This window comes from Pseudomonas putida (assembly GCF_001976065.1).
Taxonomy (GTDB): Bacteria; Pseudomonadota; Gammaproteobacteria; order Pseudomonadales; family Pseudomonadaceae; genus Aquipseudomonas; species Aquipseudomonas serbica.
This window is the reverse complement of the sequence record NZ_MNAH01000003.1, coordinates 344930-360383: the sequence shown is the minus strand read 5'-3', so window position 1 is coordinate 360383 and position 15454 is coordinate 344930. Positions and strand designations below refer to the sequence as shown.

Below are 15454 nucleotides of genomic sequence, written 5' to 3'. Positions count from 1 at the left end.
TCGGTCCTGACCGCTCGCGGCCAGCCCTGTGTTGCACGGGGCTGGCTTTTTTTGAGGTTTTTTTCGCGATGATCCGCTGCTGCACGAAACGGGGCCCGGACCACAAAATCAAATAAAGCCGTGAACTCTGAGTGACCCGCCAGTCAAAACGCGCATCTTCACTGTATCCTGTCTGCGGGCGGTGAAGGTGGCGGACAGTTCAAGCAGGTGCTTGAGCCACGACGATGCCCCTCTGGGGCCGGTCCCTGACTGTAGACGCCCTCGATTCAGCGAGCGGCGATGTTCAGCTGTTTATTATTGGGAAGCCATAATGATTGGCATAAAAAATATAGCGAGTTACGTGCCGACAGCCGGGGTTGACAACTACGCCCAGGGTGCAAAGTTCGACAAGGACGAAACCTTCATCCTTGGCAAGATCGGTTCGGCCTTTTTGCCGCGCATGGATGCTGATCAGGAAACCTCCGACCTGTGCGTCGAGGCCGCCAATGCGTTGTTCGCTGCCAGCCCTGAACTCAAGCGTGAAGCCATCGACTGCCTGATCGTCGTCACCCAGAACGGTGACGAGGAAGGATTGCCGCACACCGCTGCGATCGTCCAGGACAAGCTCGGTTTGCCGACCCATGTCGCCGCTTTCGATATTTCCCTGGGCTGTTCCGGCTACGTGTACGGCATCTATGCAATAAAGGGTTTCATGGAAGCGGCGGGGCTGAAAAACGGCCTGCTGATCACCGCCGATCCCTATTCGAAGATCGTCGACCCCGAAGACCGCAATACCACCATGCTGTTCGGCGATGCCGCCACCGCGACCTGGATGGGCGAAAACGCCGTCTGGCAGCTCGGCAAGTCGAAGTTCGGCACCGACGGTTCCGGCGCGCCGCACCTGAAGGTCAGCGATGGCGTGTTTTTCATGAACGGCCGCCAGGTGTTCAACTTCGCCCTGTTGAAAGTCCCGGCGCACTTGCATGAGCTGCTGGAAGAGTCCAATTTGCAGGCCGGCGATATCGACGCCTTCTGCATTCACCAGGGCAGTGCGGCCATCGTCGATGCCGTGGCGCGCCGCTTCGAGGAAGGTGAACCGGAGAAGTTCGTCAAGGACATGCTCGAAACCGGCAACACGGTGTCATCGAGCATTCCACTGCTGTTGCAGAACCACGTGTTCGATTCCAAGTGGACCCGAGTGGCCATCAGCGGCTTCGGTGTGGGGCTGTCGTGGGGCTCGGCGATTCTCTATCGCGGCTGATCCGCGCACGCGCAGTCAATGAAACGCCCGGCCATGTAAATTGCCGGGCGTTTTGCGTTTTTCTGGCGCCGTTTTTCTGTCTCTAACACCTTGAAATTAAAGGGCTGGCACGCTGCCACTAAAAAAATCGAAAAAACCGCTCAAGCAAAGCCTCCTCGCGACGATAACTATTACGTAGGTTCTCTAGGCCACACCCGGCGGTTGCCAGGGCCGGAAGCCGCAGTATCCATCCAACGAGGATTTCGTCATGGCTTTAACCGTAAACACCAACATTGCCTCCATTACTACTCAGGCTAACCTGAACAAAGCCGGCGGCGCCCTGGCCACCTCCATGCAGCGCCTGTCCTCCGGCCTGCGTATCAACAGCGCTAAAGACGACGCTGCCGGCCTGCAGATCTCCAACCGCCTGACCAGCCAGATCAACGGCCTGGGTCAAGCAGTGAAGAACGCCAACGATGGCATCTCCATCGCGCAAACCGCTGAAGGCGCGATGCAGGCTTCGACCGACATCCTGCAGAAAATGCGTACCCTGGCCCTGTCCTCGGCTACCGGCTCCCTGAGCGATGCCGACCGCAAGTCGAACAACGACGAATACCAGGCACTGACTTCCGAACTGACCCGTATCTCCCAGACCACCACTTTCGGTGGCCAGAAGCTGCTGGACGGTTCCTACGGCACCAAGGCCATCCAGGTCGGCGCCAACGCTAACGAAACCATCAACCTGTCGCTGGAAAACGTGGCGGCCAACAACATTGGTTCGCAGCAGATCAAAAGCGCTACTTCTGATCCGAAGCTGACCGGTCTGACCGGCGGTGACATCACTGTCACAGGCAACGGCGAAAGCAAGACCTTCACCGTAGGTGCTGCCGCCTCGGCTAAAGAAATTGCCAAGGGCCTCAATGGGCTTGTCGGTGGTCTGACGGCGAGTGCCAGCACCGAAGTTCGCTTCACTGTGGATGATACTGCTGCCACGGCTACTCCGGCTTCCTTCACCATGGATGTGGGTGGCCAGCAGGTCGACTTCGTGGGCGTTACCAGCACCGCCAGCCTGGCAGACCAACTGAAGTCCAACGCTGCCAAGCTGGGCATCAGCGTCAACTACGACGAAGTGAACAATTCCCTGTCGATCAAGTCCGACACCGGTGAAAACGTTGGCTTCTCGGCGGTGACAGGTGGTGCTGCCATCGAAATCGCCGCCAAAGATGGCGCGGGTACCTACAGCAACGATGTTGCAATCGCTGACACCCTGGTTGCCACTGGCGCAGTTTCCCTGGACTCCACCAAGGGCTTCTCGTTGACCGGTACTGGTGTGGCTGAAGTCTTCGGCACTACCACTACTTCGGTAAAAACCACCATTTCGCAAACCGACGTGACCGATTCCACCAACGCCCAGAATGCCCTGGCCGTTATCGACAAGGCAATCGGCTCCATCGACGACGTGCGTTCGAACCTGGGTGCTACCCAGAACCGCCTGACCACCACCGTGGACAACCTGCAGAACATCCAGAAGAACTCCACGGCTGCCCGTTCCACCGTGCAGGACGTCGACTTCGCGGCTGAAACTGCCGAGCTGACCAAGCAACAAACGCTGCAATCGGCTTCGACTGCCATCCTGTCGCAAGCCAACCAGCTGCCATCCGCTGTACTGAAGCTGCTTCAGTAATCCCAGCGTTTGGTAATTGACGGAGGGGCGCGTTTACGTGCCCTTTTGTCTTTTCCGTGATGAGGAGATTGGACATGGATATGAGCGTCAAGTTGAACCAGTCTTACCCAGCGGTTGCGCCGCAAACCCCGCCCGCACCGGTCGATCCTGTCCTGCGGCCCAAGGTCGAAGCCGTCGCCCCGGCGGCGACAGAGCCAAAGCGTGATGAGCTGGAACAGGCGGTCACCGATATTCGCGAGTTCGTTCAGGCAAGCCAGCGCCAGCTGGATTTTTCCATCGACGATTCGACCGGCCGGGTCGTGGTCAAGGTCATCGCCACCGAGAGCGGTGACGTGATTCGCCAGATCCCTTCGGAAACTGCACTAAAACTGGCGCAAAGCCTAAGCCAAGCCAGCAGCCTGTTGTTTGACGACAAGGTCTGAGCTGGCATGAATTTTGTTGTTGTCTGCGTTTGAGGCGCATCTCGCCAAGAAAGCGGCAGCCACTGGATAAGGAGAAAAACGATGGCGGGTTCAACGGTTAGCGGTATCGGTTCGAACATCGATACCCAGGCGATTGTTAAGTCTCTGGTTGACGCCGAGAAGGTGCCAAAACAAACGCAGATCAACACTCAAACGTTGAAAGCAACCACCACGCTATCGTCGATCGGCAAGATCCAGGCCGCGCTGGACGCCTTTCGTGGCGCCCTGACTACCATGGGCTCGGATAACAGCTTTCGTGGCTTGATCACCTCGTCCTCGGATGAAAAGATCGCCACCATGACCGCTGGCAGCGGTGCTTCCACGGGCAGTTTCTCGCTGGTTGTGACTCAATTGGCCAGTGCGTCGAAACTGTCGACCAAGACCTTTGCCGGGGGCGCTTCCTCGGTGGTCAACAGTGGTACGAGTCCGACTACCTTGACGATTTCTCAGTCAGGCAAGAACTACGACCTAAGTGTTCCTGCCGGGGCAACGCTGCAGCAGGTGCGTGACTCGATCAACTCGCAGTTTTCCACGTCAGGCTTGAGTGCCAACATCCTTACAGACTCCACGGGGTCGCGACTTGTACTGACATCGACCACCATGGGCGTTGGCTCAGACCTGACGCTGTCGGGCGATTCAGGTATCGATGTTGGCGCAACGGTGGTGGAAACGCCAAAAAACGCCAAGTACACCATCGATGGCACGATCGAGATGGAGTCCAAGAGCAATACCATCGAGGAGGCGGTCAGTGGTGTCAGCATCAAGTTGCTGTCGGTTTCGTCGAAGAGAACCGACTCCGACGACCTGATCCCGATCACCATCTCAGTGTCGACCAGCAACGCGGCCTTGAAATCCGGGGTCAAGGGGTTCGTCGATACCTACAATGCGCTGATGAAGGCGATCAGTGCGGAAACAAAGGTCACGATCAACGCCGATGGTTCCCCGACAGCGGGGACCTTGACGGGTGATTCCACGATGCGCTCGCTGATGAGTTCGATTCGTAACGAACTCAATACCCTGTCCGGTACCGGCACCTTCAAATCGTTGGCGCAGTTCGGTATCAGCACCGATTCGTCCACGGGCTTGCTGACCCTCGATGACAAGAAGTGGGACAAGGCGATGGCCACCAATGCGGCGGACGTCAGCAGTATCTTCAGCGGCAAGAGTGGACTGTTGGCGCGTTTGACGACTGCCACGGACGGTTATGCCAAGGCGAGTACTGGCACTCTGGCGGAGCGTTCCAAATCCCTGAGCGAAAGCTTGAACGATCTCAAGAAGCAACAGGACACCCTGGATGAGCGCATGACGCTCCTGCAGGCCAGTCTTTCGGCCAAATACAACGCCATGGACTCCCTGGTCGCCAAGCTGCGCGCCCAGAGCAGCAGCATCATGACCACGCTCAACGCCCTGAACAATCAGAAAGATGAGTGATCGACAGCTCTCATGAAAAAGCCCAGGCGAGCTGTCATGACCGCGCCTGGGTTTTTTCGTTAGCGACACGCCTGCATTAAAGTTTTCTGTCGACCAGTCGACATAAAGAACAGAGCGTTCCCTTTTTCGGTAGTTGTCTGCACGAGGTAGAAACATGAACCCCATGAGAGCCCTTCGCCAATACCAGAAGGTCAATTCCCATGCCCAGATCTCTGAAGCCAACCCCCATCGCCTGGTGCAGATGTTGATGGAAGGTGGCTTGGACCGCATGGCGCAGGCCAAGGGCGCGCTGGAGCGGGGTGACATCGCACTCAAGGGGTTGATGCTGGGCAAGGCCACCGACATCCTGATCGGGCTGCGCGATGGCTTGAACCCGGAGAAGACTGAAGATCCGGCGTCCATTGAGCAACTCGACGCCTTGTACGTCTACATGACCAACCGCTTGATGGAAGCAAACGCCAATAACGATGCAGCCATCATCGACGAAGTATCGGGTCTGCTCGAAACCTTGAAAAGCGGTTGGGATGCGATTGGAAGCCCACAGGCCTGAGGGCCGAGGATGACGTCATGAGCCAAGCACTGCAACGGATCGAAGAAACACGCGAAGCGCTGATCGATGCGCTGGCCGCGCGTAACTGGGATGCAATCGGCGAGCTCGATTCGGCCTGCCGTGAGTGCGTCGATGAGGTGCTTGCCGAGGCACCGATCGACGAAGATGCGCTGCGCACCCATCTGGAAAGCCTGCTGGCGGTGTACAAAGATTTATTGACGGTGACGATGGGCGAGCGTCAGGCAATTGTTGATGAGATGTCGCAGATCAACCAAGCGAAGAGCGCGGCAAAGGTTTACCATCTGTTTGGTTAATTAATTTCTGCTTAATCCAATCGGATTGCGCCATAAATTTGACTGTGAACGGTTTTTTGACTTTACTAGTGGCTGTTTCCAGATTTCAGGCGTCTACAGGCATTAACCAGTCTGCAAGCGTCTAGCTTGCCCACTCATTTCGGGCACCGGGTTGACTAGGGAAGTTACGATTGCATGTGGCGTGAAACCAAAATTCTGCTGATCGATGACGATAGCGTCCGCCGCCGCGACCTGGCGGTGATTTTAAATTTTCTCGGCGAAGAAAATTTACCCTGCGGTAGCCATGACTGGCAGCAGGCTGTCGTCTCTTTGTCGTCCAGTCGTGAAGTGATCTGTGTCCTCATCGGGACGGTCAATGCTCCGGGTTCGCTTCAGGGCTTGTTAAAGACACTCGCAACATGGGATGAGTTCCTTCCGATTTTGCTGATGGGCGATAATTCTTCCATCGACCTGCCGGAAGACCAGCGTCGCCGCGTGCTGTCGACCCTCGAAATGCCTCCCAGCTACAGCAAGTTGCTCGATTCGCTGCACCGTGCCCAGGTCTATCGCGAGATGTACGACCAGGCCCGCGAGCGCGGTCGGCATCGCGAACCCAATCTGTTCCGCAGCCTCGTCGGCACCAGCCGGGCGATCCAGCACGTGCGCCAGATGATGCAGCAAGTGGCCGACACTGACGCCAGCGTTCTCATCCTCGGCGAGTCCGGCACCGGCAAGGAAGTGGTCGCGCGCAACCTGCATTATCATTCCAAGCGCCGTGAGGCGCCGTTCGTGCCGGTCAATTGCGGGGCGATTCCGGCCGAGTTGCTGGAAAGCGAATTGTTCGGTCACGAGAAGGGCGCCTTCACCGGGGCGATCACCAGTCGCGCCGGGCGTTTCGAACTGGCCAATGGCGGTACCCTGTTCCTCGACGAAATCGGCGACATGCCGCTGCCGATGCAGGTCAAGCTGCTGCGCGTGCTGCAGGAGCGTACGTTCGAGCGCGTGGGTAGCAACAAGACCCAGAGCGTCGATGTGCGCATCATCGCCGCGACCCACAAGAATCTCGAAAGCATGATCGAGATCGGCACCTTCCGCGAAGACCTGTACTACCGCCTGAACGTGTTCCCGATCGAGATGGCGCCACTGCGCGAGCGTGTCGAAGACATCCCGCTGCTGATGAACGAACTGATCTCGCGCATGGAGCACGAGAAGCGCGGTTCGATCCGCTTCAACTCCGCGGCGATCATGTCGCTGTGCCGTCACGGCTGGCCGGGCAACGTCCGCGAGCTGGCCAACCTGGTGGAGCGCATGGCGATCATGCATCCGTACGGGGTGATCGGCGTGGTCGAGCTGCCGAAGAAATTCCGCTACGTCGACGATGAAGACGAGCAATTGGTCGACACCCTGCGCAGCGATCTCGAAGAGCGGGTGGCAATCAACGGCCATACCCCGGACTTCACCACCCATGCCATGCTGCCACCAGAAGGCCTGGACCTGAAGGATTACCTCGGTGGCCTGGAGCAGGGCCTGATCCAGCAAGCGCTGGACGATGCCAACGGTATCGTGGCGCGCGCCGCTGAACGCCTGCGTATCCGCCGCACCACGCTGGTGGAAAAAATGCGCAAGTACGGCATGAGCCGCCGTGATGGAGATGAACAGGCGGATGATTGACGCCTGTTTTTCAACCCCTTCATTTTCAAGCAGTTTTTTTTAGGCACGGGTATTGCTATAGCCCTCGCAACGTTCCGTTTCACTGACGGTCAGCCAAGCGAGAGAGCACATCATGCCCCAAGCCGCCTCAATGTCTCCTGTTCCAGATACCCTGGGGGATGCCCTGGGGCAGTCGTCGTCCGTAGAGCAGGCGAGCCGGCTTGGCCTCGAGCAGGCGTTTGCCCTGTTCAACCAGATGTCGAGCCAGTTGACCAACTCCTACTGCATGCTCGAAGCCCGGGTCACCGAGCTCAAGGGCGAGTTGGCGGTGGTCAGCGCCCAGCGCATGCAGGAGCTGGCGGAGAAAGAGCGCCTGGCCAATCGCCTGCAACATCTGCTCGACCTCCTGCCCGGTGGCGTCATCGTCATCGACGGCCAGGGCATCGTGCGCGAAGCCAACCCGGCGGCATGCGAACTGCTCGGCCTGCCCCTTGAAGGTGAGCTGTGGCGCCAGGTCATTGCCCGTTGCTTTGCGCCCCGTGAAGACGACGGTCATGAAGTCTCCCTCAAGGATGGTCGGCGCCTGTCGATTGCCACGCGTTCACTGGATGCCGAGCCCGGGCAACTGGTGCTGCTCAACGACCTGACCGAAACCCGTCATCTGCAGGATCAGCTGGCGCGCCACGAGCGCTTGTCTTCTCTGGGGCGCATGGTGGCGTCGCTGGCGCATCAGATCCGCACGCCGTTATCCGCGGCCTTGCTCTACGCCAGTCACTTGACCGAGCAAGCGCTGCCGGTAGACACCCAGCAACGTTTCGCCGGACGACTCAAGGAGCGCTTGCACGAGCTGGAACATCAGGTGCGCGACATGCTGGTGTTTGCCCGCGGTGAGCTGCCATTGACCGACCGAGTAACCCCGGCGCAGCTGATGCAATCACTGCAGGCGGCGGCGCTGGCGCACGTGCAGGACCTGCCGATTCGCTGGCAATGCGACAGTCATGCCGGTGAATTGCTGTGCAATCGCGACACCCTGGTCGGCGCGGTCCTCAATCTGATCGAGAATGCCATCCAGGCCAGTGCCGGTGAGGTGCGCTTGAAGGTGCATCTCTACACCCGTGGAAACAACCTGCGATTGTGCGTCAGCGATAGCGGCAGCGGTATCGACGGCGCTGTGCTGGCGCGTCTGGGTGAACCCTTCTTTACCACCAAGCCTACCGGCACCGGCCTCGGCCTGACCGTGGTCCACGCTGTCGCCAGGGCCCATCAGGGCGAGTTGCGATTGCGCTCGCGTATCGGTCGTGGCACCTGTGCGCAGGTGTTTCTACCGCTTTTTCTCAGTGAAAAAAGCAGCGCCCGGGGAGTGGAGTGAAACTCATGGCCATCAAGGTTCTACTGGTCGAGGATGACCGCGCGTTGCGTGAAGCGCTGGCTGACACGCTGTTGCTTGCCGGTCACGATTACAAGGCCGTGGCCTCGGCGCAGGAAGCCCTGGAGGCCGCGGCGGCCGAGGCGTTCAGCCTGGTGGTCAGCGACGTCAACATGCCGGGCATGGACGGTCACCAACTGCTCGCTTTGCTGCGGGCGCGACAGCCGCAACTGCCGGTGCTGCTGATGACGGCCCACGGTGCCGTCGAGCGGGCGGTCGATGCGATGCGTCAGGGGGCTGCAGATTACCTGGTCAAGCCGTTCGAGCCCAAGGCGCTGCTCGAGCTGGTCGCGCGGCATGCGCTGGGCAATGTCGGCAGCAGCGACCATGAAGGACCGGTGGCGTTCGAACCGGCCAGTGCACAGTTGCTGGAGCTGGCCGCGCGCGTGGCGCGCAGTGATTCCACGGTGCTGATCTCCGGTGAGTCCGGCACCGGCAAGGAAGTGCTGGCGCGCTACATTCACCAGCACTCTCATCGCGCCAGTCAGCCGTTCATTGCGATCAACTGCGCGGCAATTCCCGACAACATGCTGGAGGCCACGCTCTTCGGCCACGAAAAGGGCTCGTTCACCGGGGCTATCGCGGCGCAGGCCGGCAAGTTCGAGCAGGCCGATGGCGGGACGATCCTGCTCGATGAAATTTCCGAAATGCCCCTGGGGCTGCAAGCCAAGCTGCTGCGGGTGCTGCAGGAACGTGAGGTCGAGCGAGTCGGAGCGCGCAAGCCTATAGCGCTGGATATCCGCGTGGTCGCGACCACCAACCGGGATCTGGCCGGGGAAGTGGCGGCGGGGCGTTTCCGTGAAGACCTGTACTATCGCCTGTCCGTATTCCCGCTGGCCTGGCGGCCGTTGCGCGAGCGCACTGCCGATATCCTGCCCCTGGCCGAGCGCCTGCTGGCCAAGCACGTCAATAAAATGAAGCATGCCGCGGCGAGGTTGTCGCCCGAGGCGCAAGCCTGCCTGATCGGCTATCCGTGGCCGGGCAATGTGCGTGAACTGGATAACGCGATTCAGCGCGCATTGATCCTGCAGCAAGGTGGCCTGATTCAACCCCAGGATTTCTGTCTCGCCGGGCCGGTTGCCTGCGCACCGCTGCCGGCGTTGGCGCCAGCGCCTGCGAGGGCGGTGGAGATCGAGGTCGAGGTTGAATCTGCCGGGGCGCTGGGCGATGACCTGCGCCGGCGTGAATTCCAGATGATCATCGACACCCTGCGCACCGAGCGCGGCCGCCGCAAAGAGGCCGCCGAGCGCCTGGGCATCAGCCCGCGCACCTTGCGCTACAAGCTGGCGCAGATGCGCGATGCCGGGATGGACGTGGAAGCGTATTTGTTTGCGACCTGATTCGGCGGGTATCCGCCGAGCTGGCACCCTTGTTGCTAACACCTCGTTACCCGCTGAGTGAGCGTCAAAAAAATTGCGGGCCGCCAGCGACGTAGCTCGTTTTCAAAGAGAGAAACCATGAGCCAAGGTATTGAATTCAATCGGTTGATGCTGGATATGCGCGCCATGCAAATGGACGCCATGTCTGCGCCGAAATCGACTGCCGCCGTCCCTGAACTGAATGGCAGCAGCTTTTCCGACATGCTCGGTCAGGCCGTCAACAAGGTCAACGACACCCAGCAGGCTTCTACGGCCCTGGCCAACGCCTTCGAGATCGGCAAGAGCGGCGTCGACCTGACGGACGTGATGATTTCCTCGCAGAAGGCCAGCGTGTCGTTCCAGGCATTGACCCAGGTGCGCAACAAGCTGGTTCAGGCTTACCAAGACATCATGCAGATGCCGGTTTAAGGACGAGATTGAGTCATGGCAGATGCAATCGCTGACAAGGTTCCGGCCAAGGCCAACTCCGTAGACGGCAAACCGCCGCTGTTCGGGTTGTCCTTCCTGGAAAACCTCTCCGAGATGACCATGCTGCGCCAGGTGGGCTTGATGGTCGGCCTGGCCGCGAGCGTGGCGATTGGCTTTGCCGTGGTGTTGTGGTCCCAGCAGCCGGACTACCGTCCGCTGTACGGCAGCCTGGCCGGCATGGACGCCAAGCAGGTGATGGATACCCTGGCGGCCGCCGATATCGCCTATAGCGTCGAACCCAATTCCGGTGCCTTGCTGGTCAAGGCCGAAGACCTGTCCCGTGCGCGTCTCAAGCTCGCGGGCGCGGGTGTCACGCCCAGCGATGGCAACATCGGTTTTGAAATCCTCGACAAGGAACAGGGCCTGGGTACCAGCCAGTTCATGGAAGCGACCCGTTATCGTCGCGGCCTTGAAGGCGAGTTGGCGCGGACCATTTCCAGCCTGAACAACGTCAAGGGTGCCCGGGTGCACCTGGCGATCCCGAAAAGTTCGGTGTTCGTGCGTGACGAGCGCAAGCCGAGCGCTTCGGTGCTGGTCGAGCTGTACTCCGGGCGTTCGCTGGAGCCGGGCCAGGTCGTGGCCATCGTCAATCTGGTGGCGACCAGTGTGCCCGAACTCAGCAAGTCGCAGATCACCGTGGTCGACCAGAAAGGCAACCTGCTCTCCGATCAGGCGGAAAACTCCGAACTGACCATGGCCGGCAAGCAATTCGACTACAGCCGCCGCATGGAGAGCATGCTCACCCAGCGCGTGCACAACATCCTGCAACCGGTGCTGGGTAACGACCGCTACAAGGCCGAAGTCTCGGCCGATGTCGACTTCAGCGCCGTCGAGTCCACCTCCGAGCAATTCAACCCGGACCAGCCGGCGTTGCGCAGCGAGCAGTCGGTCAACGAGCAGCGTACCGCCAGCAACGGCCCGCAAGGTGTGCCGGGTGCCCTGAGCAACCAGCCACCGTCGCCAGCCTCGGCACCGCAAACCACCGGTGGCGCCACCGCGGCGGCCGGCATGGTGCAGCCTGGCCAGCCTCTGCTCGATGCCAACGGCCAGCAGGTCATGGACCCGACCACCGGCCAGCCAATGCTCGCGCCATATCCGGCGGACAAACGTTCGCAATCGACCAAGAACTTCGAGCTCGACCGCTCTATCAGCCATACCAGGCAACAGCAGGGCCGATTGAATCGCCTGTCGGTGTCGGTGGTGGTCGATGACCAGGTCAAGATCAACCCGGCCAATGGTGAAACCACCCGTGCGCCGTGGAGCGCCGACGAATTGGCCCGTTTCACTCGGCTGGTCCAGGATGCAGTCGGTTTCGACGCCAGCCGGGGCGACAGCGTCAGCGTGATCAACATGCCGTTCTCCGCCGAACGTGGCGAAGTGATTGCCGATATTCCGTTCTACTCCCAGCCGTGGTTCTGGGACGTCATCAAGCAGCTGTTGGGCGTCCTGTTCATCCTGGTGCTGGTGTTCGGCGTGTTGCGCCCGGTGCTCAACAACATCACCGGTGGCGGCAAGGGCAAGCAGTTGGCGGGCATCGGCAGCGACGTCGAGCTCGGTGGCATGGGCGGCCTCGATGGCGAGCTGGCCAACGACCGTATCAGCCTTGGCGGCCCGACCAGCATCCTGCTGCCGAGCCCGAGCGAAGGCTATGACGCACAGTTGAACGCAATCAAGAGTCTGGTGGCAGAAGACCCGGGTCGTGTTGCCCAAGTCGTGAAAGAGTGGATTAACGCAGATGAGTGATAACCGAGCCATTGCCGCCAAACTGAGCAAGGTCGACAAAGCCGCGATCCTGCTGCTGTCGCTGGGCTCGACCGATGCCGCCCAGGTGCTGCGCCACATGGGGCCCAAAGAGGTCCAGCGTGTCGGCGTGGCCATGGCGCAGATGGGTAACGTGCACCGCGAGCAGGTCGAGCAGGTGATGAGCGAGTTCGTCGATATCGTCGGCGACCAGACCAGCCTGGGCGTGGGTTCCGACGATTACGTGCGCAAGATGCTCACCCAGGCACTGGGCGAGGACAAGGCCAACGGCCTGATCGATCGCATCCTGCTGGGCGGCAATACCAGCGGCCTCGACAGCCTGAAGTGGATGGAGCCGCGCGCGGTCGCCGACGTGATTCGCTACGAGCACCCGCAGATCCAGGCGATCGTGGTGGCGTATCTCGACCCGGATCAGGCCGGTGAAGTGCTGGGCAATTTCGACCACAAGGTGCGCCTGGACATCATCCTGCGGGTGTCCTCGCTGAACACCGTGCAGCCGGCGGCCCTCAAGGAGCTCAACCAGATTCTCGAGAAGCAGTTCTCCGGCAACTCCAATGCTTCGCGCACCACCCTGGGCGGGATCAAGCGCGCGGCGGACATCATGAACTTTCTCGACAGCTCGATCGAAGGCCAGCTCATGGACTCGATCCGCGAAGTCGACGAAGACCTGTCCGGTCAGATCGAAGACCTCATGTTCGTGTTCAACAACCTGGCCGATGTCGACGATCGCGGCATCCAGGCGTTGCTGCGTGAAGTGTCCTCCGACGTGCTGGTGCTGGCCCTCAAGGGCTCGGACGAAAACGTCAAGGAGAAGATCTTCAAGAACATGTCCAAGCGTGCGGCCGAACTGTTGCGCGACGATCTCGAGGCCAAGGGCCCGGTGCGCGTCAGCGATGTGGAAACCGCTCAGAAGGAAATCCTCACCATCGCCCGTCGCATGGCCGAAGCGGGCGAAATCGTGCTCGGCGGCAAGGGCGGCGAGGAAATGATCTGACCCCATGGCCAAGAACGATGAGCAACCCTCTGACCTGATCCGGGCCCGGGATGTCGGTGGTTTCGAATCCTGGGCGCTGCCCAGCTTCGATCCGCCGGCCCCCGAGCCTGAGCCTGAGCCCGAACCCGAGCCGCCGCAAATGGAGGAAGTGCCGCTGGAGGAAGTCCAGCCACTGACCCTAGAAGAGCTCGAGAGCATTCGCCAGGAAGCCTACAACGAAGGTTTCGCGGTGGGTGAGAAAGAAGGCTTCCATAGCACCACGCTCAAGGTTCGCCAGGAAGCGGAAGTGGCCTTGGCGGCGAAGATCGCCGGGCTTGAAAAAATAATGGCGCATCTGTTCGAGCCCATCGCCGAACAGGACACCCAGATTGAAAAGTCTCTGGTCGAGCTGGTGCGGCACATGACCCGGCAGGTGATCCAGCGCGAACTGGTCATGGACTCGTCGCAGATCGAACACGTCATGCGCGAGGCCCTCAAGCTGTTGCCGTTGGGCGTCGACAACGTGCGGCTGTACATCAATCCGCAGGATTTCGCGCAGGTCAAAGCGCTGCGCGAGCGCCATGAGGAAACCTGGCGCATCGTCGAGGACGAGGCGCTGTTGCCCGGTGGTTGCCGGGTTGAAACCGAACACAGCCGTATCGATGCCACGGTGGAAACCCGTGTAGCGCGCGTGATGGACAAGCTGTTCGACCAGCTTCACGAGCAGGCCTTGCACCCGGCCGCGGCGGATCTGAGCCTGGAGCTGCCCGTCGGCGACAAACCAATGGCTGCCCCCGATGCGCCTTGAACGCACCAGTTTCGCCAAGCGCCTGGGCAGTTACGCCGAGGCCACGACCCTGGCTGGCGCGCCGATCCTCGAAGGTCGCCTGCTGCGCATGGTCGGCCTGACCCTCGAAGCCGAGGGCTTGCGCGCGGCCATGGGCAGTCGCTGCATGGTCATCAACGATGACAGCTACCACCCGGTGCAGGTCGAAGCCGAAGTCATGGGCTTTTCCGGCAGCAAGGTGTTCTTGATGCCGGTCGGCAGCGTGGCCGGTATCGCCCCCGGTGCCCGGGTGGTTCCCCTCTCAGACAGCGGCCGCTTGCCGATGGGCATGAGCATGCTCGGGCGCGTGCTCGATGGTGCCGGTCGTGCGCTGGACGGCAAGGGCGGGATGAAGGCCGAGGACTGGGTGCCGATGGATGGCCCGACCATCAACCCGCTCAAGCGCGAACCGATCAGCGAGCCGCTGGACGTGGGCATTCGTTGCATCAACGGCATGTTGACGGTCGGGCGCGGTCAGCGACTCGGTCTGTTCGCCGGTACCGGCGTCGGTAAATCCGTGCTGCTGGGCATGATGACGCGCTTTACCGAGGCCGACATCATCGTCGTTGGCCTGATCGGCGAGCGGGGGCGTGAGGTCAAGGAGTTCATCGAGCACATCCTCGGTGAAGAAGGGCTCAAGCGTTCGGTGGTGGTGGCATCGCCCGCGGACGATGCGCCGCTGATGCGTCTGCGCGCCGCCATGTATTGCACGCGAATCGCCGAGTATTTCCGCGACAAGGGCAAGAACGTCCTGCTGCTGATGGATTCGTTGACACGTTTCGCCCAGGCCCAACGGGAAATCGCCCTGGCCATCGGCGAGCCACCGGCGACCAAGGGTTATCCGCCCTCGGTGTTCGCCAAGTTGCCGAAGCTGGTGGAGCGCGCCGGCAATGCCGAGAAGGGCGGTGGTTCGATCACGGCGTTCTATACCGTACTGTCCGAAGGTGACGATCAGCAGGACCCGATCGCCGACTCGGCGCGGGGCGTGCTCGACGGGCACATCGTGCTGTCGCGGCGCCTGGCCGAGGAGGGCCACTACCCGGCTATCGATATCGAGGCCTCCATCAGCCGGGTCATGCCGGCGGTGGTGTCGCCCGAACACATGGCTCGGGCGCAGTACTTCAAGCAGTTGTGGTCGCGCTATCAGCAGAGCCGCGACCTGATCAGCGTCGGCGCCTACGTCGCCGGCGGCGACCGCGAGACCGACCTGGCGATTTCCCTGCAGCCGCAGCTGGTCAAATACCTGCGCCAGGGCCTCAACGACAGCATCAGCCTGGGCGAAAGCGAAGCGTACCTCGCTTCGATCTTCGCGCCCGCGGCGGGCGGTTAACCG

At 60.8% G+C, this 15454-nt stretch carries 14 protein-coding genes; all 14 read left to right on the top strand.

The window, feature by feature from the left end; all coding sequences use genetic code 11:
* Nucleotides 1–310 precede the first annotated feature (310 nt).
* Nucleotides 311–1240, top strand: a complete 930-nt coding sequence (locus tag BKX96_RS12795) for a ketoacyl-ACP synthase III (RefSeq protein ID WP_077184084.1) — start codon at nucleotides 311–313, stop codon at nucleotides 1238–1240.
* Nucleotides 1241–1487: 247 nt separating this feature from the next.
* Nucleotides 1488–2903, top strand: coding sequence for a flagellin N-terminal helical domain-containing protein (locus BKX96_RS12790; RefSeq protein WP_077184082.1), 1416 nt, complete (start codon nucleotides 1488–1490; stop codon nucleotides 2901–2903).
* Nucleotides 2904–2977: 74 nt separating this feature from the next.
* A complete protein-coding gene (locus BKX96_RS12785) occupies nucleotides 2978–3325 on the top strand; it encodes a flagellar protein FlaG (protein ID WP_077184081.1) in 348 nt (115 codons plus the stop codon).
* A gap of 81 nt (nucleotides 3326–3406) precedes the next feature.
* Nucleotides 3407–4795 (top strand): flagellar filament capping protein FliD, encoded by a 1389-nt coding sequence (gene fliD / locus BKX96_RS12780; RefSeq protein WP_077184080.1) that lies wholly within the window; start codon nucleotides 3407–3409, stop codon nucleotides 4793–4795.
* A 154-nt stretch (nucleotides 4796–4949) separates the two neighbouring features.
* Nucleotides 4950–5345 (top strand): flagellar export chaperone FliS, encoded by a 396-nt coding sequence (gene fliS, locus BKX96_RS12775; RefSeq protein WP_077184079.1) that lies wholly within the window; start codon nucleotides 4950–4952, stop codon nucleotides 5343–5345.
* A 17-nt stretch (nucleotides 5346–5362) separates the two neighbouring features.
* Nucleotides 5363–5659, top strand: coding sequence for a flagellar protein FliT (fliT, locus tag BKX96_RS12770; RefSeq protein WP_077184078.1), 297 nt, complete (start codon nucleotides 5363–5365; stop codon nucleotides 5657–5659).
* Between the two features lie 174 nt (nucleotides 5660–5833).
* Entirely contained in the window at nucleotides 5834–7309 is a 1476-nt protein-coding gene (locus BKX96_RS12765; RefSeq protein ID WP_077184077.1) for a sigma-54 dependent transcriptional regulator, read from the top strand.
* 130 nt (nucleotides 7310–7439) lie between these two features.
* Nucleotides 7440–8657: a sensor histidine kinase gene (locus BKX96_RS12760; protein ID WP_410454534.1), complete on the top strand. Its 1218-nt coding sequence runs from the start codon at nucleotides 7440–7442 to the stop codon at nucleotides 8655–8657.
* Nucleotides 8658–8662: 5 nt separating this feature from the next.
* Nucleotides 8663–10054: a sigma-54-dependent response regulator transcription factor FleR gene (gene fleR, locus BKX96_RS12755; protein ID WP_077184075.1), complete on the top strand. Its 1392-nt coding sequence runs from the start codon at nucleotides 8663–8665 to the stop codon at nucleotides 10052–10054.
* 117 nt (nucleotides 10055–10171) lie between these two features.
* Nucleotides 10172–10501 (top strand): flagellar hook-basal body complex protein FliE, encoded by a 330-nt coding sequence (fliE, locus tag BKX96_RS12750; RefSeq protein ID WP_077184074.1) that lies wholly within the window; start codon nucleotides 10172–10174, stop codon nucleotides 10499–10501.
* 15 nt (nucleotides 10502–10516) lie between these two features.
* Entirely contained in the window at nucleotides 10517–12304 is a 1788-nt protein-coding gene (gene fliF, locus BKX96_RS12745) for a flagellar basal-body MS-ring/collar protein FliF (RefSeq protein WP_046816896.1), read from the top strand.
* Entirely contained in the window at nucleotides 12297–13316 is a 1020-nt protein-coding gene (fliG, locus tag BKX96_RS12740) for a flagellar motor switch protein FliG (RefSeq protein WP_046816897.1), read from the top strand. The genes fliF and fliG overlap by 8 nt, the downstream gene beginning before the upstream one ends.
* Nucleotides 13317–13320: 4 nt before the next feature.
* The gene (gene fliH / locus BKX96_RS12735; RefSeq protein WP_046816898.1) at nucleotides 13321–14103 is read left to right on the top strand and encodes a flagellar assembly protein FliH; all 783 of its coding nucleotides are present in this window, start codon (nucleotides 13321–13323) and stop codon (nucleotides 14101–14103) included.
* A complete protein-coding gene (gene fliI, locus BKX96_RS12730) occupies nucleotides 14093–15451 on the top strand; it encodes a flagellar protein export ATPase FliI (protein WP_046816899.1) in 1359 nt (452 codons plus the stop codon). The genes fliH and fliI overlap by 11 nt, the downstream gene beginning before the upstream one ends.
* The last annotated feature ends 3 nt before the right edge of the window (nucleotides 15452–15454 follow it).